The 26,462-nt window shown below is 40.9% G+C and carries 25 protein-coding genes and 1 pseudogene; 11 read left to right on the plus strand and 15 right to left on the minus strand.

Going from position 1 to position 26,462, the window contains the following annotated elements; all coding sequences use genetic code 11:
* Window positions 1-94 precede the first annotated feature (94 nt).
* The 9 genes and pseudogenes from argH to sppA all read right to left on the minus strand — a co-directional run.
* Complete coding sequence (gene argH / locus MKY83_RS13895; protein WP_342487428.1) at window positions 95-1,468, minus strand: argininosuccinate lyase; 1,374 nt, start codon at window positions 1,466-1,468, stop codon at window positions 95-97.
* Window positions 1,465-2,676 (minus strand): argininosuccinate synthase, encoded by a 1,212-nt coding sequence (locus MKY83_RS13900; protein WP_003216486.1) that lies wholly within the window; start codon window positions 2,674-2,676, stop codon window positions 1,465-1,467. Before MKY83_RS13900 ends, argH begins: the two co-directional genes overlap by 4 nt.
* Before the next feature lie 174 nt (window positions 2,677-2,850).
* Complete coding sequence (locus MKY83_RS13905; protein ID WP_044139334.1) at window positions 2,851-3,366, minus strand: molybdenum cofactor biosynthesis protein B; 516 nt, start codon at window positions 3,364-3,366, stop codon at window positions 2,851-2,853.
* A gap of 306 nt (window positions 3,367-3,672) precedes the next feature.
* Window positions 3,673-4,857: an acetate kinase gene (locus tag MKY83_RS13910; RefSeq protein WP_044139304.1), complete on the minus strand. Its 1,185-nt coding sequence runs from the start codon at window positions 4,855-4,857 to the stop codon at window positions 3,673-3,675.
* A 229-nt stretch (window positions 4,858-5,086) separates the two neighbouring features.
* Window positions 5,087-6,061: a class I SAM-dependent methyltransferase gene (locus MKY83_RS13915; protein WP_268508592.1), complete on the minus strand. Its 975-nt coding sequence runs from the start codon at window positions 6,059-6,061 to the stop codon at window positions 5,087-5,089.
* Window positions 6,062-6,149: 88 nt separating this feature from the next.
* Window positions 6,150-6,650, minus strand: a complete 501-nt coding sequence (gene tpx, locus MKY83_RS13920) for a thiol peroxidase (RefSeq protein WP_003216787.1) — start codon at window positions 6,648-6,650, stop codon at window positions 6,150-6,152.
* Between the two features lie 112 nt (window positions 6,651-6,762).
* A complete protein-coding gene (ytfJ, locus tag MKY83_RS13925) occupies window positions 6,763-7,215 on the minus strand; it encodes a GerW family sporulation protein (RefSeq protein WP_003216488.1) in 453 nt (150 codons plus the stop codon).
* 14 nt (window positions 7,216-7,229) lie between these two features.
* Complete coding sequence (locus MKY83_RS13930; protein WP_342490548.1) at window positions 7,230-7,637, minus strand: DUF2953 domain-containing protein; 408 nt, start codon at window positions 7,635-7,637, stop codon at window positions 7,230-7,232.
* Window positions 7,611-8,534, minus strand: a pseudogene (gene sppA / locus MKY83_RS13935) (signal peptide peptidase SppA); the annotation flags it as partial. The pseudogene sppA and the gene MKY83_RS13930, both read right to left, overlap by 27 nt.
* 445 nt (window positions 8,535-8,979) lie before the next feature.
* Between sppA and MKY83_RS13940 the strand changes: the two are divergent.
* From MKY83_RS13940 to MKY83_RS13985, 10 genes are all read left to right on the plus strand, one after another.
* Window positions 8,980-9,783 (plus strand): NAD kinase, encoded by an 804-nt coding sequence (locus MKY83_RS13940; protein ID WP_003216672.1) that lies wholly within the window; start codon window positions 8,980-8,982, stop codon window positions 9,781-9,783.
* Between the two features lie 101 nt (window positions 9,784-9,884).
* A complete protein-coding gene (locus MKY83_RS13945; protein WP_106066889.1) occupies window positions 9,885-11,327 on the plus strand; it encodes a DEAD/DEAH box helicase in 1,443 nt (480 codons plus the stop codon).
* A gap of 189 nt (window positions 11,328-11,516) precedes the next feature.
* The gene (locus MKY83_RS13950) at window positions 11,517-12,566 is read left to right on the plus strand and encodes a fatty acid desaturase (protein WP_106066888.1); all 1,050 of its coding nucleotides are present in this window, start codon (window positions 11,517-11,519) and stop codon (window positions 12,564-12,566) included.
* Window positions 12,567-12,684: 118 nt separating this feature from the next.
* Window positions 12,685-13,821 (plus strand): sensor histidine kinase, encoded by a 1,137-nt coding sequence (locus MKY83_RS13955; RefSeq protein ID WP_106066887.1) that lies wholly within the window; start codon window positions 12,685-12,687, stop codon window positions 13,819-13,821.
* On the plus strand, window positions 13,818-14,417 hold the full coding sequence (locus tag MKY83_RS13960) for a response regulator transcription factor (protein WP_044139312.1): 600 nt from the start codon (window positions 13,818-13,820) through the stop codon (window positions 14,415-14,417). Before MKY83_RS13955 ends, MKY83_RS13960 begins: the two co-directional genes overlap by 4 nt.
* Before the next feature lie 200 nt (window positions 14,418-14,617).
* Entirely contained in the window at window positions 14,618-15,538 is a 921-nt protein-coding gene (locus MKY83_RS13965; RefSeq protein ID WP_106066886.1) for an iron-hydroxamate ABC transporter substrate-binding protein, read from the plus strand.
* Between the two features lie 110 nt (window positions 15,539-15,648).
* The gene (locus tag MKY83_RS13970; RefSeq protein WP_148660152.1) at window positions 15,649-16,338 is read left to right on the plus strand and encodes a response regulator transcription factor; all 690 of its coding nucleotides are present in this window, start codon (window positions 15,649-15,651) and stop codon (window positions 16,336-16,338) included.
* Window positions 16,338-17,342 carry a sensor histidine kinase gene (locus MKY83_RS13975; RefSeq protein ID WP_065098595.1) on the plus strand — a complete coding sequence of 335 codons (1,005 nt, stop codon included), beginning with the start codon at window positions 16,338-16,340 and terminating at the stop codon, window positions 17,340-17,342. Before MKY83_RS13970 ends, MKY83_RS13975 begins: the two co-directional genes overlap by 1 nt.
* A 105-nt stretch (window positions 17,343-17,447) precedes the next feature.
* Window positions 17,448-18,209: an ABC transporter ATP-binding protein gene (locus tag MKY83_RS13980; protein ID WP_044139317.1), complete on the plus strand. Its 762-nt coding sequence runs from the start codon at window positions 17,448-17,450 to the stop codon at window positions 18,207-18,209.
* Window positions 18,199-20,136, plus strand: coding sequence for an ABC transporter permease (locus tag MKY83_RS13985; RefSeq protein WP_106066884.1), 1,938 nt, complete (start codon window positions 18,199-18,201; stop codon window positions 20,134-20,136). The genes MKY83_RS13980 and MKY83_RS13985 overlap by 11 nt, the downstream gene beginning before the upstream one ends.
* A gap of 40 nt (window positions 20,137-20,176) precedes the next feature.
* On the opposite strand, the gene MKY83_RS13990 is transcribed toward MKY83_RS13985, so the two are convergent.
* Together MKY83_RS13990 and MKY83_RS13995 are read right to left on the minus strand one after the other, a co-directional pair.
* Window positions 20,177-21,529, minus strand: coding sequence for an amidohydrolase family protein (locus tag MKY83_RS13990; RefSeq protein WP_106066883.1), 1,353 nt, complete (start codon window positions 21,527-21,529; stop codon window positions 20,177-20,179).
* A 104-nt stretch (window positions 21,530-21,633) separates the two neighbouring features.
* Entirely contained in the window at window positions 21,634-22,221 is a 588-nt protein-coding gene (locus tag MKY83_RS13995) for an NAD(P)H-dependent oxidoreductase (RefSeq protein WP_185107139.1), read from the minus strand.
* A 117-nt stretch (window positions 22,222-22,338) separates the two neighbouring features.
* Here MKY83_RS13995 and MKY83_RS14000 point away from each other — a divergent pair, with 117 nt between their 5' ends.
* Window positions 22,339-22,785, plus strand: a complete 447-nt coding sequence (locus MKY83_RS14000) for a MarR family transcriptional regulator (RefSeq protein ID WP_065098599.1) — start codon at window positions 22,339-22,341, stop codon at window positions 22,783-22,785.
* Between the two features lie 32 nt (window positions 22,786-22,817).
* Here MKY83_RS14000 and MKY83_RS14005 read toward each other — a convergent pair whose 3' ends face one another.
* From MKY83_RS14005 to MKY83_RS14020, 4 genes are all read right to left on the minus strand, one after another.
* Window positions 22,818-22,994, minus strand: a complete 177-nt coding sequence (locus MKY83_RS14005; RefSeq protein WP_185107143.1) for a hypothetical protein — start codon at window positions 22,992-22,994, stop codon at window positions 22,818-22,820.
* 14 nt (window positions 22,995-23,008) lie between these two features.
* Entirely contained in the window at window positions 23,009-23,761 is a 753-nt protein-coding gene (locus MKY83_RS14010; RefSeq protein ID WP_065098600.1) for a hypothetical protein, read from the minus strand.
* A 253-nt stretch (window positions 23,762-24,014) separates the two neighbouring features.
* On the minus strand, window positions 24,015-24,629 hold the full coding sequence (locus MKY83_RS14015) for a LysE/ArgO family amino acid transporter (protein ID WP_065098601.1): 615 nt from the start codon (window positions 24,627-24,629) through the stop codon (window positions 24,015-24,017).
* Window positions 24,630-24,759: 130 nt separating this feature from the next.
* Entirely contained in the window at window positions 24,760-26,340 is a 1,581-nt protein-coding gene (locus tag MKY83_RS14020) for an acyl--CoA ligase (RefSeq protein ID WP_065098602.1), read from the minus strand.
* Window positions 26,341-26,462: the final 122 nt, after the last annotated feature.

The following is a 26,462-nucleotide window of genomic DNA, read 5'->3' on the forward strand; positions in this document are numbered from 1 at the left end:
TTAACACTGGTATGTTTTCAAACTTCTCCAATGATGATCAATCTCCTTTTTCCATGACAAAAAACCATCCGTATAAACAAATGGTTTTGGTCAGTTACGCTAGGCAGGCTTTTGCTTTTTCTAAAGCGAGTTGAATTTGTTTAAATCCAGTTCCACCTGCACTTGTTCTTTTTTCAACAGCAACATATGGATCAAGAACAGTGTAAATATCTTCTTCAAAAAGATCGCTCGCTTCTATAAATGTCTCAAACGGAAGATCACTTAAGTAGATGCCTTTTTGAATGCATGTATACACGAGCTTGCCAACGATTTCGTGTGCTTCACGGAATGGCATACCTTTTTTCGCAAGGTAGTCTGCCACTTCGGTCGCATTTGAGAAATCTTCTTTTGTTGCTTTTTTCATGATATCTTCGTTCACTGTCATTGTTTGAATCATGCCTGTGAAGATTTGCAGGCTGCCAGCAATGGTTTTGACTGTATCAAACATGCCTTCTTTATCTTCTTGCAAGTCTTTGTTATACGTAAGCGGCAAGCCTTTCATAATGGTGAGAAGCCCCATCAGGTTGCCATACACACGGCCTGTTTTCCCGCGGATCAATTCTGCCATATCCGGATTTTTCTTTTGCGGCATCATGCTGCTGCCCGTTGCATATGTGTCATCAAGCTCAATGAATTTGAATTCTTGAGAGCACCATAAAATGATTTCCTCACAAAGACGCGAGAGGTGCATCATGACAAGGCTGCTATTAGACAAAAACTCTAAAATGAAATCCCGATCACTCACGCCATCAAGGCTGTTTTCGTAAATATGATCAAAGCCAAGCAGCTCTGCTGTATATTCACGATCAATCGGGAATGTCGTTCCTGCTAGCGCCCCGCATCCAAGTGGAGACACGTTAATTCGCTTCAAAGAATCTTGGAAACGCGCTTTGTCACGCTCTAGCATCCAGAAATAGGCGAGCATATGATGCGCAAAGGAAATAGGCTGTGCACGCTGCAAGTGCGTATATCCTGGAAAAATCGTCTCAACGTGCTGTTCTGCTTTTTCCACTAGCACTGTTTGAAAGGAAGAGATCAGTTCAATGATATGCTCTACTTGGTTATTCAAATATAAATGCATATCGGTTGCAACCTGATCATTCCGGCTTCTCGCTGTGTGCAATTTGCCGCCAAGCGGACCAATCTCATCAATGAGCATTTTTTCAAGGTTTAAATGGATGTCCTCATAATCCACTGAGAATTCGAGTTCATCTGCCTCTGCCTTTTTCAAGAGCGTATTCAGTCCATCTTTAATGGCAGCGGCCTCGTCATCGCCCAGGATACCGCATGTATTCAGCATACTTGCATGAGCAAGGGAGCCGGTCAGATCTTCTTTGACTAATTGTTTGTCGAAATGAATGGACGCGCCAAACTCATCGACCCATTTTTCTGGTGTTTTTTGAAATCGGCCTCCCCAAAGCTTTTTCATGCTTTAACCTGCTCCTTTTTATTCACGATGCTGTTTACTTTTGTTGGTAAGCCCCAAAGGTTAATAAATCCTACCGCTGCATCATGATCGAATTCATCTGCTTTTGTGTAAGTTGCTAGATTTTCATCATAAAGTGAATATGGTGATTTACGTCCTTCTACAATGGCATGGCCTTTAAAAAGTTTCACACGTACAACACCTGTTACGTTCTGTTGTGTTTCTTGTAAGAAAGCATCTAGTGCTCCTTTAAGAGGTGAGAACCATAAGCCGTTGTATATTAATTCAGCCATTTTTTGTTCAACGATTGGCTTAAAGTGTGCGACTTCTTTCACTAGTGTTAAATCTTCAAGCTCTTTATGTGCTTTTAGAAGTGTGACAGCACCTGGGCATTCGTACACTTCACGAGATTTAATGCCTACAAGACGGTTTTCAACGTGGTCGATTCTGCCAACCCCATGCTGACCAGCGACTTCATTTAAATGAAGGATGAGATCAGATAATGAATACTGAATACCATCAATAGCTGTTGGTTTTCCTTTTTCAAACGTGATTTCAATGATTTCAGGTGTGTCAGGTGTTTTTTCAAGTGGCGTCGTTAAATCATATGCTCCTTCTGGCGGCGCAGCCCAAGGGTCTTCTAAAATGCCGCACTCGTTACTTCTGCCCCAAAGGTTTTGGTCGATTGAATATGGGCTGTCTAAGTTAATCGGAATTGGAATACCATGTTTTTGTGCATAATCGATTTCTTCATCACGAGACCATTTCCACTCACGCACTGGTGCAAGAACTTCTAGGTCTGGATTCAACGCTTTAATGGATACTTCAAAACGGACTTGGTCGTTTCCTTTTCCAGTACATCCGTGCGCAACCGCTACTGCATTTTCTTTTTCTGCGACTTCCACTAGTTTTTTTGCAATAAGTGGACGAGATAATGCAGATACAAGCGGATATTTCCCTTCATACATCGTGTGTGCTTGTAAAGCAGTTAGTGCAAATTCCTCTGCGAATTCTTCTTTTGCGTCAATCATGTAAGACTGAACCGCTCCGACTTGAAGTGCTTTTTGTTGAACGAATGCTAAGTCTTTTCCTTCACCTACGTCCAGGCAGCAAGCAACGACTTCGTATCCTTGCTCTTGTAACCATTTAACTGCAACAGAGGTATCAAGACCTCCGGAATATGCTAATACGACTTTTTTATTTTGTGACATGATTGAAAAGCTCCTCTCACTTGTTTTGATTCTGTGAATGTTTTTTTGCATAAAAATAAGTTTTAATTTATAAACATGCATTTAGTATGTATACACTGTAACAAGGAAAAATTGTTTTTTCAACCCCTTTATGAAAAAAACTCTGCCAAATTTTCTTGGCAGAGTCATTTTGGGCTATTTTTGATCCTTTTCAAGCTCTCGCAAGACGTGAGGAAGCTCAGGAATAATGAGTTTTGTCATGGCTAAACGAACTGCTCCGGTAGAGCCTGGTGTGGCAAAGACCGCTTTTTGATTGACGACCCCAGCCGCTGCCCGGGACAAGATAGCGGCTGAACCAATGTCTTCTGTATAGCTCAGCATGCGGAAGATTTCGCCAAAGCCTGGCAGCTCCTTGGAGAAAAGCGGGGTGATCGCTTCAATGGTGACATCCCTTGCGGCAATTCCTGTGCCCCCGTTTAACAAGACGGCATCTATTTTCGGTTCGCTTGTTCCCTCTAACACAGCATCTTGGATCGCTCCAATGTCATCTTTTACAATATCGTATGCAAGAATGAGATGTCCCTGTTCTTTAAGCAAATCAATCATCAAGCGGCCGCTTTTATCTGTTTCTTTCGTTCTTGTATCACTGACCGTAATGACTTTCACATAAAGCCTCGTTTTCGCCTCACGTTTATGTTCTGTCACGCTCATTTTCGCTCCGCTCCCTTTTGCTTCGTATTGGACAACATTATAGCATGCTGCTTTTAACAGAAAAAAGCTCTTTTCCTTATTAGAAAAGAGCTAAGCGTGTAGACAAACCCTCGCATTCGGTGTCAGTCCTGTGCGCTGGTGCTCACGAATGACAAATTCGCTCCGCACCAGTGCTCGTCCTTCCTAGACTGCAAAGGTTTTCTATCACGCTGAAAAGAAGACAAAGGGCTAAAATAAAAGTCATTTTAGCCCTTTGTCAACAATCTGAGCTCTTTTCCTTATTGGAAAAGAGCTTCTTCATTTTGATTATGCTAAGCGCATAACGTCTCTTGCAATCATGACTTCTTCGTTCGTTGGAATGACGATGACTTTCACAGGAGAGTGCGGGTAGCTGATGAATGCTTCTTCGCCTCTCATGTTGTTAAGAGAAGGATCCCAGTAAACGCCCATGAATTCAAGACCACGAAGGACACGTGCTCTTACTTCTGAACTGTTTTCACCGATTCCAGCTGTGAAGATGATCGCATCTACGCCATTCATTCTCGCTGCATAAGAACCGATGTATTTATGAATACGGCTTGCAAAAATATCAAGAGCTACTTCTGCACGGTCGTTTCCTTCTTCTGTTGCTTCTTCAATATCACGAAGGTCACTTGATAGACCAGACACACCTAAAAGACCACTCTTCTTATTCAAAGTAGAAAGTACTTCTTCAGCTGTATGTCCTGTTTTCTCCATAATAAATGGAATAAGGGCAGGGTCAATGTTACCTGAACGTGTACCCATTGCAACACCCGCAAGCGGCGTGAAGCCCATTGAAGTATCGATTGATTTTCCGCCTTCAACTGCTGCGATACTCGCACCATTTCCAAGGTGACAAGAGATCAAACGAAGCTCTTCAAGAGGACGGCCTAAGAGCTCTGATGCACGCTCTGTTACGAACTTATGGCTTGTCCCGTGGAATCCGTATTTACGAATACCAAAGTTTTTATAGTAGTCGTACGGAAGGCTGTATAGGTAAGACTGCTCTGGCATTGTTTGGTGGAAGGCTGTATCGAACACAGCAATCGCTGGTACGTCAGGCAGAATTTGTTTGAATGCTTTGATTCCTACAACGTTTGCAGGGTTGTGCAGTGGTGCTAGCTCTGAAAGCTTATCAATGTCATTGATGACTTCATCAGTTAAAAGAACAGAGTCGCTGAATTTCTCTCCGCCGTGAACAACACGGTGTCCTACACCATCAATTTCATTAAAGTCTTTTATGATGTTAAATTCAATTAGTTTTTCAAGCAGCATTTTAACCGCTACTGCATGATCTGGAATATCTGTGACTTCTGTTTTCTTTTCTCCATCTACAGAAATCGTGAAGATACTGTTGTCCATTCCGATTCTTTCAACAAGACCTTTTGTTAAAACGGTTTCTTCTGGCATGTCGAACAATTGGAATTTAAGAGATGAGCTTCCTGCGTTGATTGCAATAATTTTAGACATTCTTGTCGCTCCTTTTACTCAGTTGTTATATAAGGTTTCACGTTTTTTCCGGTGCTATATTCAACCTGTTTGACGGGTCTTTTATAGTTTAACGATTAGTCCGAAAAATATCTGACTTTTTCATTTAAACATTGAAAACTTTGCATTTCAAGTGCACCTTCGAACTGTTATCGCTTACATCGATAAGTCGTTATTTTCTGAATAATAAAAAAGCCAGACATCACTCTGGCTATTCTTTCGTTTCTTTTTCTTCTATAAACCATTGGTCTAATTTTCTCATTACACCCACCATTGATTCTTTTTGTGAGAAAGACGGCAGATTGGCAAACAGCATCCGTTTTGGTGCTTCCAAGCCTTCCTTTTTCTTTTGCATCACAAACAAGCTTTTGACGTGCTTTTTGTCCTTGAACATGGAGACCGGCAGCTGAATTAATGCATTCATATATGCCTGATCTTTGATAAAGTCCTTTAATTGCACGCTTTCTTTTCCTTCAAACAAATCGTTTGGAATGATGAAGAATAGGAAGCCGCCTTCTTTCGTGTAACGAAGGCTTTGTTCAATAAATAAATAATGCGCAAATGCATGTCCTTCTTTTGCCTTTAATTCATAGTCTGCTGCACGCTCATCATTTGGATAATAACCAACTGGCAGACTGCATACAGTGACATCTACTGGAGAGATCAAAAGCGGCTCAAGACTGTCTTGATGGAAAAGCTCGACTTCCTTCTCTTCCAAGTTCGCCTGTGCCCATGCAATTTTAATGAGTACATCATCAATTTCAGACGCAAAACCGCGCTTTGTTTCTGCAGTCAGATTATTTAAGACAGCAAGCAGTAAGTTCCCTGTCCCTGCTGCTGGATCAAAGACAACTAGCTCTTTTTGACCTTCTAAAAATTTATTCACCAAATAGCTGACAAACAGCCCGATCGTATCTGGGGTCATCTGACGATTTGGATGGGAAATATCCTTTTGTCCTTTCAATACGGCGAGCTGAAACGCTTTACGAATCTGCTCATGATCATAAGAAGCAAAATCTGCTTTCTCTATTACATCCTTTAGTAAACCGTCTCGATCATTTGCTTGGAAAAAGGCTTCTCCTGCTTCAGCTAATGCCTCAATATAGGAAATGCTTTGATCCTTTTTTAATCGAATAGAAGCTGTATCGAGCAGCTCGAAAATCGTACTTACTTGATCTTTCTGCAATGCTTTTCTCTCCTCGCTTTGTTAAAAGCTATATGTTCTCATTGAAAAGAGCCCCAGTATGAAGCCGGAGCTCTTGTCGATGCTGCTTTTATAACAGTGATTTTGCAGCTTCAATGGCTTTTTCATAATTTGGGTGATTCGTTGCTTCGCTTACGTATTCAGTGTAAACCACTTTCCCATTAGGGTCTAATACGAAAACTGCACGCGCCAATAAACGCAATTCTTTCATATATACACCGAATGCTTCACCAAATGACATATCTCTGTGATCAGATAATGTTTCGACATTTTCAATTCCGTTTGCTCCGCACCAGCGTGCTTGTGCAAATGGAAGGTCTGCACTAATTGTATAGATATTGACCGGACCTAAACCGGCTGCCTCTTCATTGAAACGTCTTGTTTGTGCGTCACACACACCTGTATCAATAGAAGGAATCACTGAGATGATCGTCACTTTTCCTGTTAAATCAGAAAGTGAAACTTCCCCTAGTGAGTTCGTTAATACCGTGAAATCCGGAGCCTGCTCGCCTACTTTTACTTCATTTCCTACAAGCGTGACAGAACTCCCTTTAAATGTGATCGATGCCAAAACAATTCCTCCCTTATCAAATGTATGGTTCTATCATAGTAGAGAAAGCAAAAAACTGCAAAGCCTAATCTTCGCTTTTGAAAAAAAAGTTAACTGCAGCGCAGCTAACTTTTTAAAGGTCTATGTCATCTAGTTTTCGTTCTTTATGACGGTTCTCCCGTTCATCCTTCTTAAACATGTGCTGAAGACGTTCAATTGCTTGAGGAGCAGAATCCAATATTTTATCAAGCAGATGTGTATGTTCATCCAAATGAAGCATTCGAACGCCGTTTGTTCCGACAATTAAGAAGGCGATTGGTGTAATAGACACACCTCCGCCGCTTCCTCCGCCAAATGGGAGTCTCGGTTCTTTTCGTTCTTGATCATCAGAACGTTTTTCTTTCTTTTGGTTCCCGTTAAATTCACTGCCGCCTGCTGCAAATCCAAAACCAACCTTCGATACAGTAAGGATGACACTGCCGTCAGGTGTTTCGACTGGATCGCCGATGATCGTATTCACATCTATCATTTCTTTTAAGTTTTCCATCGCTGTCTTCATAAGACCTTGGATTGGATGATCTGCCATTTTCGGGTTCCTCCTTAAACAGATGATTCATTCTTCGTTGCTTGAAGAGAGGCACTTTTTCTCGCCTTTCTTCCTTTTAACCAATGGACAAGTAAACGAATGGCTGCAAGCATAGCATGTCCAATACGAAAATAAGCTATACATGTAAACTGGGTTTGTGACACATTGTGCTGAAAGGCAGGAATGACTTCATATACCGGTTTATGCTTAAAGGTGAGATGCTCCTGCATAAAGGCAAGCAGTGCTCCTTTCACTGACCACACCCCGCCGGCTGCTACACCTGTTAAAGCGGCGTCATGAAAGCCGATCCATGTTGACCAGTGAAACGATACAATTCTCATGTGAATGAAGAATTTATGCATGATCCGGTTTAAATCGACGATCTCTTTTGTGATGCTTTTAAAAAGTTTGCTTGCACTCATATTGAAGAGAGAGTTCCAGCCAAAGCTTTGAGAATAGCTGATCACTGTCGCTCCTTTTAACCCTTTTTCATTTTTCTTCATTGCTTTAATTGCATCTTCATAATATCCAAGCTCATCGACTAATCCGTTGGATTTCGCCTGTGTTCCGTCATAGACCCGGCCGTCAGCAATTTTCTTGACGTTCTGTTTTGACATGCCGCGTCCTTCAGAGATGACTTTGACAAATCCTTCATACGAGTTATCGACCATGCTTTGCATGATGTCGCGCTCATCTTTTGTCATGTCACGATTTGGCGACATGATGTCTTTGAATTTTCCGCTCTTAATTGTTTCGTATTTAATACCTAAATTATCTGCCAGCTTTGAATAGTTCAAGCTTTGCATGATCACACCTAACGATCCTGTTAATGTTTCAGGTGAAGCAAAGATTTTCTTGGCTGGAGTTGATACGTAGTAACCGCCAGAAGCTGCCATTGAGCCCATGGAGACGTAAATCGGCTTCTTCGCTTTTTTCACTTCTTCTAATTTTTTATGTATTTCTGCACTTTCATAGACACCGCCGCCAGGAGAGTTGACGCGCAGCAGTACACCTTTTACTGAAGCATCATCTTTCGCTTTTTCTAGTTCCTTAAGAAATGCACGATGATCGTAACCTTCTCCGCCTAATAGACTTGATGCGCCGCCATTATCTTGAATGGTTCCATTAATCTCAAGAACCGCTATTTTTCCAGCACCACTTCCATCCTCTAGTACCTTTTCTTCTATTTCATCCCCAAATTGATAGCTCATTTTATTGTCATTGAAGCTTTCATACAAAGCCGTCGTGACACTAATCACAATTGAAAATCCGAAAACTCCAAGTGCAATGATTAACGCTACCCATCTTTTCGCATTCATCTTTTTCTCCTCCTTTTTGTCTCTCTTCATTGATACGAATATTCACATGAAATGTTTCACAGGAATTGTGGTTTTTTTACATTTCATTTCATCATATGATAGCACCTCTCTTTATTCACGATCAACTTTACATCGTCTGCCAAGTGATACGCATGACGAAAAATTGGCTTTTTTCTCCTCTCTCTGCATCTAATAGGCTAGAGCTTCACCACAACGAAACACCTAATCCACTCTTTCATGAGAAAACAGCTATTCAATTATGCTCAAATTCTGCCCTTTTCAAATCCCTTACATTGACTCATTTCTAAAAATGAATGCCACCATCATGAAGGTTTTTCTAATGTTTTTACTTTCATATGAAAAAAGTGTAAAATGTGAGCAAGGCTTCATATGTAAGCCCTTTATTACTCTAAATCTACTTTTGACAACGAAGGGGAGAACGTCAATGACAGACAATCGTCGCAATGTATTTTTCTTTTACAAAAAAGATCATGAATTGGATGGACACATTTCTTCTCTGGAGAAGCTCGCTACCGATCAAGGCTTTCAAGTCGTCAAGCGTGCAGAGGATGCCCATATTATTGCTTCAATTGGCGGAGATGGCACATTTCTTCAAGCAGTCCGTAAAACGAATTTCCGGGATGACTGCCTGTATGTAGGGGTATCAAAAACAGAGAATTCGCATCTATACTGCGATTTTTCATTAGAACATTTTGATAAAATGATTGATGCCATGAACACTGAACAGATTGAAGTGAGAAAATATCCGATCATTGATGTAAGCGTTGACAGTACAAACCAGTTCCATTGCTTAAATGAACTGTCGATCCGCTCAAGCATTATTAAAACATTTGTGATCGATGTGTATATAGATGATTTCCACTTTGAAACATTTAGAGGAGACGGAATGATTATTTCTACTCCGACTGGCTCAACAGCCTACAACAAATCGGTAAATGGCGCAGTGGTTGATCCGATGCTCCCTTGTATGCAAGTCACAGAGCTCGCATCTCTAAACAACAACTCGTATCGTACACTGGGTGCTCCTTTCATCTTAAGCAGTGACCGCAAGCTAACGCTGAAGGTTGTGCAGGACGGTAACGACCATCCGATTATCGGGCTTGATAACGAAGCGCTTGGCACGAAACATGTCAAACAAATTGACATCGGCCTTTCAGGAAAAGTCATTAAAACGGTGAAATTAAAAGACAACTCCTACTGGGAAAAAGTAAAACGCAGATTCCTTTAATCAAAAAAGCTCCTTTATGGGGCTTTTTTTCATGTTTTTTCATTCCCGGTCATGATTATGGTATGATGTCACAAGTATGAATGTACGAAAAGGAGAACTCGATGACATTACAACAATTTGATCAATATCCATTAAGCGATGATTTAAAACAAGCGCTAAAAGCACTTCACTTCCATACACCTACACCTGTTCAGCACGAGACATTATCCGTTGCTTTTTCAAGGCAGGATTTGATTGTCAAATCTCAGACTGGCAGCGGCAAGACCGCAGCCTATGGTCTCCCGATTTGTGAAATGGTCGATTGGGCTGAAAATAAACCTCAAGCCCTTATCCTCGTTCCAACGCGAGAACTCGCCATGCAGGTCAAACAGGATCTCACAAGCCTTGGACGATTGAAACGAATCAAAGCCACTGCCATTTATGGAAAAGCCCCTTTCCAAGCTCAAAAAGTAGAGCTTGCACAAAAAAACCACATTGTGTGCGGAACACCAGGACGAGTCTTAGATCACCTTGAGAAAGGTACTCTTTCCTTAGAAAACCTTAAATTTTTCGTGTTAGATGAAGCGGATGAAATGCTGAACATGGGATTTATTGATCAAGTCTCTTCTATTATTCAGTATCTGCCACCAAAGCGCATGTCAATGCTCTTTTCAGCGACCATGTCTGATGAGATGAAGAAATTAAGTGAACAGTTTCTACAATCACCAAAAGTAATTGAAATAGCACGCGCGGAAACGTCTGTACCACAAATCACCCACACCGTGATTGAAACGGAAGAAGAAGCGAAATTCTCTCTTCTTCAGCGTACGATCGTCATTGAAAATCCAGATAGCTGCATTATTTTCTGTAATACACAGGACCGAGTGAATGAACTCACGATGAAGCTGGATGAATGGGATGTGCCTTGTGACAAAATTCATGGAGGCATGAGACAAGAAGACCGCTTCGCTGTCATGGATGAATTCAAAAACGGCGAATTCCGTTATTTGATCGCAACCGATATAGCAGCCCGGGGCATTGATGTCAGTGATATGACACATGTGATTCATTATGACCTCCCCTATGAAAAAGAGCGCTATATTCACCGAACAGGAAGAACAGGCAGAGCGGGAAAAAGCGGAAAAACCATTGCGTTTATGACCAATAATGCAAAGCCTCTGATTGATGAATTAAAGCAGGAAGCAGGTATTGATTTCAAGACGCAGCCATACCCAACAAAGGAAGACGCAGAGCAGCATGTAGAACGCTTTGAAGAAAAGATTGAAACGCCGATTCAAAAGGAAAATAAACAGGCAGGCGTTGAAAAGGATATAATGAAGCTTTATTTTAACGGCGGGAAGAAAAAGAAGCTGCGGGCTGTTGATTTCGTTGGGACCATTGCCAAAATAGAAGGCGTTGCCTTTGATGACATTGGGATTATTACCATTCAAGATACAAAAACATATGTCGATATTTTAAACGGTAAAGGCCCTCTTGTGCTGAATGCCATGCGCCACACAACCATTAAAGGCAAGCAATTAAAAGTTCATGAAGCACGTTCATAAAAAGTGAAGGCTAATCGCCTTTACTTTTTTATTTAAAATAAAATAAGCTTACAAACCTTGATACCGTCAGCCTTTCCTGCAATCAACATGACAAATGTCATATCGAATACATGATGGGTGCTACTATGAGCATGACACCTTTCCTTCTATACTTTGAAGTAGAAAGAAACGGAAAGGACTTGAACGTTCATGACGACTTCAACAAACACACAGAAGCAAGCGACTTTAAGAAAACAAGTTGGTCAATTTTCTGGTGCTGATTCAAAAAAAAGTATCATGCAACTCCTTAATACATTTATTCCATTTTTGGGGCTTTGGTTTCTTGCCTATTATAGCCTGAACATCTCCTATCTTTTAACCCTCTTCTTTGCGGTTATTGCAGCTGGTTTTTTAGTACGTGTCTTTATTATTTTTCACGACTGCTGCCATCAATCCTTTTTCAGACAGAAGCCACTGAATCACCTGTTTGGTTTCATAACGGGTGTACTCACCCTTTTCCCTTATCTTCAATGGCAAAGAGATCATTCAATTCACCATGCCACAAGCAGTAATCTAGACAAACGAGGTACTGGCGACATTTGGCTCCTGACAGTCAAAGAATATCAAGAAGCATCAGCTTGGACGAAATTCCGCTACAGATTTTATCGCAATCCTTTTGTCATGTTTATTTTAGGACCGATCTTTGTTTTCCTGTTTCAAAACCGTTTCAACGTCAAAAATGCTCGTAAAAAAGAGCGTTGGAACACGTATTTCACAAACATATCAATTGTTTTATTGGCAGGAGCTACCTATCTCCTTTTTGGCTGGGAAGGTTTGTTACTTGTCCAAGGTCCAATCTTTCTGATTTCTGGATCAATCGGTGTATGGCTGTTTTATGTGCAGCATACGTTTGAGGATTCTTACTTTGAAGCAGATGAGAATTGGAATTATGTGCAGGCAGCTGTAGAAGGCAGTTCTTTTTACAAATTGCCAAAGCTTCTTCAGTGGTTAACAGGTAATATCGGTTATCACCATGTCCATCATTTAAGTCCGAGGGTACCAAATTATCACTTGGAGCATGCACATGAGCATAGTGAGCCGCTTCAAAATGTTCCAACCATCACTTTAAAAACAAGTATCGAGTCAATGAAATTTAGACTTTGGGATGAAGAAACGAAAGCATTCGTTACCTTTAAAGAAGCACGTCAGACGAGAAGCACACCTGTCATCAAAGGAGACATTCTCAAGAAGAATGCATAAACGACGCAAGCTCTTTCTTACAATAGAAGGAGCTTGTTGGTATTTACAGGATGCGATAACGTGTTCAATTTGTTAAAGTAGTGAAAAAGAATGAAAAAATGGAAAAGGTGATTCACGGATGAAAAAACAACTTAAAATTCAAAAATTGCATGGGATATCCCCGTATATATGGGCCATTTTTTTCATCCTTCCCTTTTATTTTATCATTAAGGCTCCTTCGACTTTAGGCATTGTGATCGGCATTATTTTGAACGTTGTCTTTTTCGCTGTCTATCGTTTTGCCTTTATCGCAAAAGGCTGGTCTTTATATGTATTAGGCCTTCTCTTGATTGCGATTTCTACTGGCTATGTCATACTCTACAGCTACATTTATTTCGCTTTTTGCATCGCCTATTTCAATGGGCATATTAAAAGAAAAGTACCTTTCTATATCTTATACTATATTCATGTCGGGAGCGCCGCCATTGCGGTAAACTTCAGTCTGATCTTAAAAAAGGGCTGGTTTCTCACGCAAATTCCCTTGGTTCTCATTACACTCATTAGTGCCATTCTCCTCCCTCTCAGCATTCGAAGCAGGAAGGAACGTGAACGGCTCGAAGAGAAATTAGAAGATGCCAATGAACGTATTGCTGACCTTGTAAAAATTGAAGAAAGGCAGCGCATTGCACGTGATCTGCATGATACCCTTGGACAAAAGCTTTCCCTCATCGGTTTAAAGAGTGATCTTGCCCGAAAACTGGTTTATAAAGACCCAGAGCAGGCACGCGCCGAGCTGAAAAGCGTCCAGCAAACAGCCAGAACGTCTCTCAATGAAGTGCGGAAAATTGTTTCCTCCATGAAAGGTATTCGGATCAAGGATGAACTGTCGAACATTGAGCAAATTCTCGAAGCAGCTGGAATTGAATTGATCTATGATGAAAAGGAAGCGCCAAAACACATCTCTCTTCTTAACGAAAACATTGTGAGCATGTGCATCAAAGAGGCTGTGACAAATGTCGTCAAACATAGTAATGCGACCGTCTGCAAAATCACTATTCATCAAAAATCAAAGGAAGCCATCATTACCGTTGAGGATAACGGGACATTTAAAGGCGATTATCCTCCCTCTCAAACGAAGGGTCATGGCCTTTTAGGAATTAGAGAAAGATTGGAATTTGCAAATGGGCGCCTGCGTATTGAGACAAAGAACGGAACAAAGCTGATCATGAGCATTCCAAATGATTCAGCAGCAAAAGACAAGGAGGGGATGAAATGATCAACATCTTTATCGCAGAGGATCAGCAAATGCTGCTTGGTGCACTCGGTTCACTACTTGATTTAGAAGATGATATGACGGTTGTTGGAAAAGGCACAAACGGCCAGGACGCCATTGATTTTGCTAAAAAACACCCCGTTGATATTTGTTTAATGGATATTGAAATGCCAGGGAAAACGGGACTGGATGCAGCCGAAGAACTCAAGGAATCAGATGTGAGAATCATCATTTTAACGACCTTTGCCCGTTCTGGATATTTCCAAAGGGCGCTGAAAGCTGGCGTTAGCGGCTATATGCTGAAAGACAGCCCAAGCGAAGATCTGGCAAGTGCCATTCGCAGCGTGATGAAAGGAAAAAAGGTATACGCCCCTGAATTAATGGAAGACTTATATAGCGACGAAAATCCTTTAACCCAACGAGAAAAATCCGTCCTTGAACTCGTCGCAGACGGCAAAAACACGAAAGAGATCGCAAAGGAACTCAGCATTAAAAGCGGCACTGTCCGTAACTACATTTCCATTATTTTAGATAAACTAGAAGTCAAAAACCGTATTGAGGCTATCACACGCTCTAAAGAAAAAGGCTGGTTTAAATAAAAAAAGATCAGGTCATACGGTGCCTTGATCTTTTTTTTCTACCAAAAATCTCCCCTCCTATTTTTTATCACCAACTATCAAAATGTAATTGACAATAGACCGTACTTCTATGATATGATATCCAAGTGATAATAATTATCATTATCACTCATACAATCAAATACCCGGCTAATGTGCCGATTTCAAAGGAGTCTACATTCATGAAGAAAATATTGTTCCCTCTGATGCTCATCTTTGTACTTGCATTGAGCGCATGTGGCAATAGCAGCAGCTCTTCCTCAAATAAAGGAAATCAATCAACATCATCAGACAAGATTACATATGAATCTGAAAATGGCCCTGTGAAGCTGCCAGCGCATCCAAAACGTGTCGTTGTACTTGGTTCCTACACAGGTAATGTCAAGTCACTTGGTGTGAACCTGGTCGGCGTCGACTCTTGGTCAAAAAAGAACCCACGCTTCCAAAAGGAATTAAAAAATGTGGAAGAAGTGTCGGATGAGAATGTGGAAAAAATCATGAAGCTAAAGCCTGATGTCATCATTGGCTTAAGCAATACAAAAAATGTAGAAAAACTAAAAAAAATCGCACCAACCGTCTTGTTTACGTATAACAAAGTCGATTACCTTCAGCAGCATATTGAAATTGGAAAAGTATTAAACAAAGAAAAAGAAGCCAAATCATGGGTAAAAGATTTTAAAAAACGCGCAGCTGAAGCTGGAAAAGAAATCAAAGCAAAAATCGGTAAGGATGCGACGGTTTCTGTATTTGAAAGCGGCACAAAAGATCTTTACGTGTTTGGAGATGCATGGGGCCGCGGCACAGAAATTCTCTACCAAGAAATGAAACTAAAAATGCCTGAAAAAGTAAAAGAAAAAGCATTAAAAGCTGGCTACTATGCAGTTTCGCAAGAGGTCATCCCTGAATTTGCTGGAGACTATATGATCATTAGTAAAAACAGCGAAATGGACAATTCCTATCAAAACAGTGAAATTTACAAGTCCATACCAGCTGTGAAAAAACATCGTGTGTATGTGGCAAATGCAGAAGAATTCTATTTTAATGATCCGCTCACACTCGAGTATCAACTATCATTCTTTAAAAAGCACTTTTTAGGTAAATAAACAGAAGCAAGGGACCCCTTCCCTTGCTTTTTTCTTATCTGCTTCTAGCGGCAGCATCTTTTTTCCGCTACAATGACATACAAGCGAATACAAAAAGTGTGGTGCTGGTTTTGTTTAAAATTCTACTCATTGAGGACGATACAACCCTCTTCCAAGAAATCAAAGAACGTCTAGTCAACTGGTCCTATGATGTTTATGGGATTCACGATTTTCAACAGGTTATGCAGGAATTCACTTCTGTTCAGCCTGATCTCGTCATTATTGATATACAGCTGCCAAAATACGATGGCTTTCATTGGTGCCGGATGATTCGGCATCATTCAAATGTACCAATCATCTTCCTCTCCTCTCGTGACCATCCTGCTGATATGGTCATGTCAATGCAGCTCGGTGCCGATGATTTTGTACAAAAGCCCTTTCACTTTGACGTGCTCATTGCCAAAGTCAGTGCTGTTCTTCGCCGCGTGCATGATTATAATGCAGAACCGGCTAGCCTAAAGGTATGGTGCGGCGCTACGATTGATCTAGAAAAAAACACCGTCACAAATGACCACGGTGAAGTGGAATTAACAAAAAATGAACTGTTTATTCTTAAGGAATTGATTCAGCATAAAAATCATATTGTCAGCCGTGAATCACTCATTCAAGCATTGTGGGAGGATGAACGGTTTGTCAGTGACAACACACTGACCGTAAACGTCAATCGCCTTAGAAAAAAACTAGATGAGATCTCCCTTGGCACCTACATTGAAACAAAAGTGGGCCAAGGCTATCTTGCAAAAGAAAAGGATGATCAATGATGCTGCAAGCATTTTTAAAAGAACGAAGAAGCTGGATCCTGTTCTTTCTTGGTTTGCAGCTCCTCATTCTGTTTGTTGCTTATTTGGATACGACCATTCCAATGGCGTCGCTTTTTTATATTGTGTTATTATCTACGTTTTTCATGATCGTCTTTCTCTTTTTCCGATACCGTAAAGAAACGGCGTATTATGAGCGTCTGAAAGAATGGGACGATCATATTGATCATCAAATGCGGCTCACTCCATCTTCCCCATTTGAACAGCTTGTACATGATGCGACGTCTGAGCAAATTGCCCGCTACAGGCTAATGGCAGCAGAGCAGCAAATCGCCCTTGAAGAAGAGAAGGATGAATTGCTCTCATGGATACATGAAGTGAAAACACCTCTCACAGCGATGCACTTAATGATTGACCGTTTAACAGAACAGCCGCTGAAATCGAATATGACGTACGAATGGCTCAGAATTCATTTATTACTCGATGCCCAGCTGCATCAAAGCAGAATACGTCATATCGAAAATGATTTATTTATTGAACAGCTGGACCTGCAAAGCATCATAGCGAAGGAAATCAAAGCGCTCCAATCATGGTGCATGCAAAAAGGAATCGGCTTTGAAATCACGCTAGAAGAACGTCACGTATTAAGTGATACAAAATGGTTATCCTTTATGATCAGGCAGGTACTCACAAATGCAGTCAAGTACAGTCATTCGTCCGATATTGCCATTGAAAGCAAGAAAATGGATGACCAAGTGATGCTGACGATTACAGATCAAGGCAGAGGAATTGACCCAAGAGACATTCCACGTATTTTTGAAAAAGGCTTTACCTCAACAAGACATCACAATGACACAGCCTCAACAGGAATGGGACTCTATTTAACAAAAAAAGGAGCAGACGCTCTTCATATCAAGATCGAGGTCAACTCCACGATAGATCAAGGCACAACCTTCACCTTCATTTTTCCGAAAAAGAATGATTTTGTGCATATTGCGAGCATGTGACAACAATGTCACATGCTCGTCTGTTTTGTTCGCCAAATCGAAGGAAAAGCGGCGGGCTTCTTTTTATACTAGAGGTATCAATTAAATAGAAAAGGGGATCGACAAATGAACATTTTAGAAGCTCGCAAAATATATAAAAGCTACGGAAATAAATTCAACAAACAAGAGGTGCTGAGTGGCATTGACTTGACCATTGAAGCCGGAGAATTCGTAAGCATCATGGGGCCATCAGGCTCGGGGAAAACAACCCTTCTGAACGTATTGTCCTCGATCGATCATGTGTCCAGCGGATCCATTCGTATCGCAGATGCTGAGATGACGCAAATGAAGGATCAGCAGCTCGCAGAATTCAGAAAAAAGCAGCTTGGCTTTGTTTTTCAGGATTATAACTTACTTGATACACTCACGGTCAAAGAGAACATCCTCTTGCCATTATCTATCTCCAAAACGCCGAAGAAAGAAGCTTTCGAACGTTTTCAACAGCTTGCGGAGGACATGGGTATCTATGAACTAAGAGACAAATACCCGAATGAACTCTCTGGTGGACAAAAGCAGCGGACATCAGCGGTCCGTGCCTTCATTCATGAGCCGAGTCTGATTTTCGCAGATGAACCTACTGGAGCGCTTGATTCCAAATCTGCATCTGATTTACTCAATAAGCTGCAAGATTTCAATCAAAAACGAAAAGCAACCATTGTCATGGTGACACATGATCCTGTCGCAGCCAGCTATTCAAGACGCGTCATTTTTATCAAGGACGGGCAAATCTATACTCAGTTAAATAAAGGTGCTTTAGAGAGAAAGATGTTTTTCGAGGATATTATGAAAACGCAAGGTGTCTTAGGCGGTGTGAAGCATGAACATTAATCAGCTCGTCTTCCGAAACCTGAAGAAAAATTTGAAAAATTACTACTTATACGTGTTCGCTCTTGTATTTAGTGTGGCGCTCTACTTTTCTTTTGTCACCTTGCAGTACTCACCAGCACTTGATGATGTAAAAGGGTCCATTAAGGGCGGTGCGTCGATTAAAGCCGCTTCGGTCCTGCTCATTGCCATCGTCGGCATCTTCCTGTTATATGCGAACAGCATTTTTATTAAACGCCGAGGGAAAGAAATAGGTCTCCTGCAGCTCATTGGCATGACGAAACAAAAAATTGCCAAACTGCTCAATGCAGAAAATTTTATCCTCTACGTGTTCTCAATGGCTGTTGGCATCATAGCTGGATTTATCGGTTCAAAGCTCATGCTGATGGTGTTATTTAAAGTAACCGGCGTGAATGCCATCGCCAACCTGCATTTTTCAGGCATGGCCCTTTTGCAGACACTCATCGTCTTTTTCATCATCTATGGATTAATTATGTTAAGAAATAGATGGTTTATTAATAGACAGACGATTTTATCTTTGTTTAGAACCACGTCTTCTACAGAGCAGCGTGTGAAAAAAATCTCTGTGTTTGAAATCATCATTGGGGTTTTCGGTATTGTCTTGATCGGCTCAGGCTATTATATTTCTTCTCAGCTTTTTAGCGGCTCATATACGTCCATGCTTGAGTTATTTTCAGCCATGATTTATATTCTAGCCTCTGTCATTATCGGTACCTTTCTTTTTTATAAAGGCTCTGTTTCTTTCATTGCCAATATTGTACGGAAAAGAAAAAATGGCTATCTCGCCATTCATGAAGTCCTGTCTTTGTCATCTATTATGTTCCGGTTAAAATCAAGTGCACTGCTTTTAACGATTATTACAACCGTATCTGCTCTTGCGATCGGGTTGTTATCTTTAAGCTACATTTCCTATTACTCAGCAGAAAAAACGGCTGAACAACAGATTCCATCACATTTTGTCATGGGCTCTGAAAAGGAAGCAGCCACCTTCACTCGTGCACTTTCAGACAAGCATATTGCATATGAAAAAAAGCAGTTCAAGGTCATTCAAGCGGATTTTGACGCAAAGAAGATCATGGATTCGGAATTACAAAGTTTGAAGAAGGATCCAGGAGTCTTGACACTGCCTGTGATCAGTGAGAAAAATGCACCTCATATTCATGTTGAAAACAACGAAGTCATCTTAAGCGGCTACAGTGATTTATTGAAGAAATTCATGCCGATTCAAAGCTCGGGTGATGTGAAACTTCTTATCAAGCAACCGCTTGATTTAAAAGTCATTGATATGAAAAAAGATTACATCATTTCTTACAAGTTCACTTTTGGCGGTCTGCCTGTTGCCATCGTAAGTCAAAGTGTCTTTGAGCAGCTTGACCAGCAGAAAGATCCTAAACTGCAGCTTGAGAATAACCAATATAACGCGGTCAATATAAAAGATGATCAAAACCTTGAACAAGCCAATGATGTGTTTACCTCTTTAAAACTAGGTGATGACAGCATGTCTCAATTAGCTTCAGCTCAGCAGCAGAAACAAACAATGGGACTGATGATGTTTGTCCTCGGATTTTTAGGCCTAAGCTTCCTTGTCACATCAGGCTGTATTTTATACTTCAAACAGATGAATGAAAGTGAAGAGGAACAAAGCTCGTACACGATCTTACGTAAGCTTGGCTTTACAGAGAAAGATCTATTAAAAGGCATTCGGCTCAAACAGCTATTTAACTTTGGGATTCCGCTCATCATCGGATTACTGCACAGCTACTTTGCAATACAGTCAGGCTGGTTTTTATTCGGCGGTGAACTGTGGACACCAATGCTCATCGTCATGTCGATTTATACGGTTTTATATTCTATCTTCGGATTCCTATCTGTCCAGTATTACAAAAAGGTCATTAAAGAATCCTTGTAATTTATTCCCCATAGGCAGTTGCCTATGGGGATATGTTTGTTTATGATGGAGTTGATTCAAACTTATGCGATAGAATATGATCTCTTGCCGCATAAGCTTTCCGTTTGACCTCTTCTAGGTTCACACCGACAAGCTTTCCGTTTCGTTTCACTGCTTTTCCAGCCACATAGACAGAATCAACATTTGAAGGATGTGCCGTTTGGACAACCGCTCCAGCAGGGTCTGTCATCGGCAGAAGATTCATGCTTGTCCGGTCGATCAGAATGAAATCAGCTTCTTTTCCAGGTGTGAGCGAGCCAATTTTATGATCAAGCTGTAATGCACGAGCTCCATTGATCGTCGCAGCTTCAAGCATTTGATGAGCAGAAATCCCAAGTTCAGGTCCTGGCATGATGCCCTCCATCAGCAATGATTGATTTTGGATCGCACGCTCTGCCTGAAGCCCGAATTTCATTTGAGCAAACAAATCACCGCCTGTCGCTGTGACCACGTCTACACCGAGCGTTGGAAGAACACCTTGTTCGATCGCAAGCCCTGTGACAGGATAACCGTGACCCATCATCATCTCAATTTCAGGTGTAATGGATATGGAGCTTCCGCTATCTGCCAGCATCTTCATTTGATCCGCATCGATTGCATTGATATGCACCATGTTGAGGTCAGGTCCAAGTAACCCTGCTTTGTGAAGCAGCTCAATCGAACGATCCTCCGCTCCCCAGTTCCCAAAGCCAATGTGCATACTGCATAGAGCATCTAGCGACCGGGCTGTTTCAATTTCAAATACTGAAGTTTCCCATGAAGAAAACTCTGGTCCACGAATCGCAAGCCCCATTGTCAAAAGCTGATCTGATGATTGAAAATGTGCTTTTTTCACGCGTGCTGCGTCCTCCATATTGGTGAGCGTGCTCCCCCTATCCCAATACTCAGCATCTCCAGAGGAACCGAAAGCAAAAACAGCTCGAATGCCCGCATCTTTCAACCCTCCGATGAGTTCTTCTGTATGATCCATTGAATTGATCATCGTCCAGTCTAGAAATGTGGTCACTCCGGCATCTAACGCCTCTAATGCCCCTAAATAATTCGCAATTCGATCGTCAGATGGGCGTCTCATCGCACCATAGTTCCCATAATAGATTTTGCTCAAATATGTCTGCAAAGACCAATCTGTGCCTATGCCTCTGATGACAGACTGCCACACATGACGATGTGTATCCACAAGCCCTGGCATGATCACCATATCGGACGCATCAACAATGGCGGCATCATTTGCTTCAATTAAAGGTCCGACTTCTAAAATGTGTGTCCCTTCAATTAATAAATCTCCTTTTTCTAAAAAACCTAAAGTTGGATCAAGAGTTAAAAGCGCTGCATCTTTAAACAATGTTTTCTTCATCCATATCCCCCTTTTCAAATGACGAGGAAGAGTTCTCCCACCCTCACTGTTATTTTAAAACATAAAAGGATCGAATTAGAAGAAAAGTGACTTCGCTAACTGTTTTATGAGCTGATTTTTCTGAAATAGTTGTAAATACGTTTTAATTTGACGTCATGTTTTCCTTTTGGGCTTTCCATCATGCCGAACTCAAAGAACTTCACAGGTTTGATTCCGACATAGTGTAAAAGGGCTCGTTTCATTAAGATCTTGTGTGCATTTTGCAAAAAGAACAAAGGGTAGTTGGTTGGTCCTTGCATCGTCGATATACAAACAGCACTTTTTCCTTTTAACAGTCCTTCTGGAAACAGCCCGCCTGTTTGACGATAAGCAAAATTCGCAGCAAACATGCGGTCAATAAAGCCAAGCAGCATGGCTGGAGGTCTTCCCCACCAAATAGGATATACGAACACGATTTTGTCCGCCCATTTGATCTTCTCCTGATACACCTGAATGTCAGGGTCCTTATGCATGTCACGCCTTTTTTTCTCTTTATTAAAAATCAGCACGGGATCAAATTCTTCTTTGTATAAATCGATGATTTTCACTTCATGAACTAGTGGATTTTCTTCACTGCCTTTCATAATTTCTTTTAAAAAAGCACCATTTAAACTATTGTGATGGGGGTGAGTATAAATAATGAGTACATTCATGTATGATCTCCTTTTATTATCATTTGATAACTAAAGGATATACCTTCGTTATATAGTTGTCAAATGATAATTGTTTTTTGATAATAATTTTGGTATGTTACGTAGGAGGTGATAAACATGAAGCATCCCCATTTCTTCAAGGAATTCGTAGCATTTGCTTCTACTTTTTCAGAACTAAAACATGACCTGATGAACAAAGTCAAACCAGCTAACTTAACGACCTTGCAATACTTAATACTAGAGCAGCTAGCAGTCAGCGAACCGCTTACGCCTAGTGAAATTGCCGAATGTCAGCACATGTCTCTTCCGAATGTCAGCAGAGAACTAAAAAAACTACACGAAAAACAATTGATAGATAAAAAGGAAGACCCAGTTGATAAACGAAAGCATGTCATTACGCTGTCTGACCAAGGCCGCGCTTGTATGAACGAAGCCTTCATGTATATCGAAAAGATGTTGATAGACCGTCTCTCTTCCTCAGATATAGAACAGGTGGATGACATCGTACAAGCTCTCCGTCTTTTAAACCGAACAATCTTTAAAAAAAAATCTAAAAAAGCATGAGCGGTATGCTCATGCAAAGGTTTTTTATTTTATTAATGAAGAGATGCTAAAAGATACGTAATGAAACCAACAATAGGAATAATTGGAATCATGAATTTCAATGTTGTATTTGTATTCTTATATAAATTCCATAGCAGCACTGGTATACCAAATGTCAACGTATCAAAAACAGCAAGAACTACTCCCTTGCGCTGTTCATTATGAGCCATTCTAAAACCCCCATTCACCAAACTTTTTTCACACAATAACCGGCTATTCCTGCAGATATTCCTCCATTAATCACTGCGCATGCTATACAGCTAGCAGGTCCCGTTAAACAAATATAATAGCACGCTCCTAAAACCATTGAACGTAGCGGAAGAGATTCATTCGGGCCGCTTTGCTTTTTTAAGCAGTTCCAAAACTTGTTCCAACTAAAACTCGTTTGAATTTCTGAATCATCTGCCTGGAAAATTTTTTTATTTAATTCCATCATATCTTGCTTTGCACCATTTTCACCATAGGTAAAAGATCCTTTTAAAAACTCCCCTTTTTGGTTGATATGGAACTTATTTTTCAATTTTCCATTTTGGAAGAAATATGAGTGCAAATTTCCTTTCTCATCGTATTCTGCAAGTTGAATATAGTAAGCTTTTATTTGGCTCAATGAAACTGAAATGAAGGAAACATTGTCTAACAGCTGATTATCTGACTTCTTCTTTTTAAGATAAAAGTAAACAACATCCGTTTCAGCAGCGTTCAGATGAACCGCTGCACTTTCTCCATTTAATAGATAACCTTTCTTTTGGGCTAATTCTTTTGCCTTTAAAAATTGAGAGCTTTTTTTTGCCTTTTTTATGAGTTTTTCTTCTATTTTATCATTTTGTATCTTTTTAAAAGACTCGTCCTCTTTTATAGTAATAGCTTTTCCTACAGGAAATTGTCCGAATAAAAGTGCTATAAACATTAACACACAAAACATTTTTCTTAACTTCATCATATATCCTCCTTTAGCAAATTTCATAAAAATTATAACCTCTAAAGGAAAATAATGTAATAGTCCTTTTTGCTAATAAAACCCACTAGTGGTAATGTATCATATACCCTATTTCTTATCATTTCCTATAGGCAATTGAATGTGATCTTCCTCTTGCGATGATAGTGATACTGGCTGAAGAGCCTTTCCAATACACAAAAAAGCGCCGGATCTTACCTCCCAAGCGCTTCTTTGCTTTATCCTCTATGTACTTTTATACAACCAATTGATACGCAATATATAACGCGACAAGCCAGATCATGACCGCTGAAGCTTTATTGATACGGTTCATCCACTTACCGTTTGTATCTAACTTCCCTAGCATTTTCCCTAAAAGAGCGAGCCCAATAAACCATAACCAGGACACGATGATACAAGCGAGTGTAAATGCCAGTTTTTCTGCCCCGTTATATTGAAGCGAATTTGTTCCAATCACGCCAATGGTATCGAGAATGGCGTGGGGATTTAAAAGTGAAACTGAACAGGCAAAGAGAATTTGTTTTCTCGCAGGCATGAATTCCCGCTGCTCTTTAGCATCTGTTGATGAGCTTGTGTTCCACACAGACCATCCCATATAAACTAAAAAACAAAATCCAATGAGATAAAGACACATTTGCAGCATAGGAATGGTGAACACCACAACAGAAACTCCAATGACAGCTAACGTAATTAAAAGTGTGTCACAAAGAGCAGCAGTGATAACAACAGGTAAGGCCTGATATAATCGCGGCTGAAGCGCTCCTTGCTGAAACACAAATACATTTTGTGCGCCCAATGGTAAAATGAGGCCAAAGGCAAGCACAATTCCATGAACGATGGCAATGAACATCTTCTAACATTCTCCTTTTCCAGCAATTCCTACACATTTTAACATAAAACAACATAATCACTTCCAGCAGATTTAATTTTCCATAAAAAAAGCGCTGGATGCTTTCATCCAAACGCTTTTCGTTTATTCATCATGATCCTTTACGTGCAAGCTCTCTTTCTCTCAGCTCGACACGACGGATTTTCGCTGACGGTGTTTTTGGCAGTTCGTCAATGAATTCAATTTCTCTTGGGTATTTGTAAGGTGCTGTTGTGTTTTTGACATGTGTTTGCAGCTCTTTGATCAGCTTATCACTTTGCGCTGATTCATCACGCAGGACAACATATGCCTTCACGATGGATCCTCTGATTTCATCTGGACTAGCCACAACCGCACATTCTTTAACTGCTGGGTGTTTAATCAGCGCATCTTCTACTTCAAACGGCCCAATGGTATAGCCTGAGCTGACGATGATATCGTCTCTGCGGCTTTCAAACCAGAAGTATCCATCTTCATCTTTTTTCGCTCGGTCACCGGTAATAAAGTAATTCCCGCGACGCTGCGCCTTTGTACGCTCTTCATCTTTGTAGTATTCCTTAAATAGCGCTGGCGTTTCGAGATGAACCGCAATGTCACCAACTTCTCCAGGAACGCATACGTTGCCGTCTTCATCAATGATCTCGACTTCGTTACCAGGTGTTGGTTTGCCCATACTACCAGGCTTGATGTCCATTCCTTTTAGCACCCCTACGAGCAGTGTGCTTTCTGTTTGGCCATAGCCATCTCGTACTTCTATATCGAAATGCTTTTTGAATGTATCAATGACTTCACGGTTCAGCGGCTCTCCCGCAGACACGGCACTATGCAGCTTTGGAAGCTCGTATTGACTCAAGTCATCTACTTTCGCCATAAATCGGTATTCTGTCGGCGTACAGCATAGGACATTGATTTCATTTTTTTGAAGTAGCTCTAAGTACGTATTTGGATTGAACTTCCCTCCGTATACAAAGCCTTCTGCGCCACTTCCTAACACAGATAAGAGAGGGCTCCACACCCATTTTTGCCAGCCTGGTCCTGCTGTCGCCCACACTTTATCTCCTTCATTAATGGAGAGCCATGCTTTGGCAGCAGTGCGTAAATGTGCATATGCCCAGCCATGTGTATGAACAACCCCTTTTGGGTTACCAGTTGTACCTGATGTATAGGATAAGAACGCCATGTCTGTGCGTGTTGTTGGAGCCATTTGCAGCTCGCTTGATTGCTCTTCCTTTTGCGCGAAAATGTTTGTCCAGCCATGATCGTTTTCACCGATTGAGAATGTTTTAAAATCGTTTGGCTGATTGGTTCCATCGAACGATTGAATGAATGAAGAGTAAACGATCGCTCCTTTTGCTTCTGCATGTTCAATTCGGTAATCTAAATCTTTTGCACGCAGCATTTCTGAACAAGGAATGACGACCATCCCTGTTTTCAAAATAGCCAAATAAATGCTGTATGCCTCTAGCATGCGCGGCACCATCACAATGATTTTATCGCCTTTTTTAAAGCCTGCATCTAACAACACATGTCCGATTTTATTGGCATCTTCCACTAAAGCTGCATAAGTCACATGTGCTTCCCCGCCATTTCCGTCCTGCCAGTGCAGAGCCATTTTCTCGCGGTTATGACTGAATGCTTCAATCTCGCTGACTAAGTTATATTGTTCTGGTGCAATTAAGTCTTCTCTTTTCATGGTACAGCTCCTTTTTGCCTCTTTCTATGAAACCATTCATGTTTCAATTTACCTATTCTAACATTCATAACTGAAAAATGCTTGAATTAGGACCTACTCCTAGTATTATGCCATAATTTTCG

Origin of the sequence: Bacillus sp. FSL M8-0266 (assembly GCF_038613425.1) — a bacterium.
GTDB classification, from domain to species: Bacteria; Bacillota; Bacilli; order Bacillales; family Bacillaceae; genus Bacillus; species Bacillus pumilus.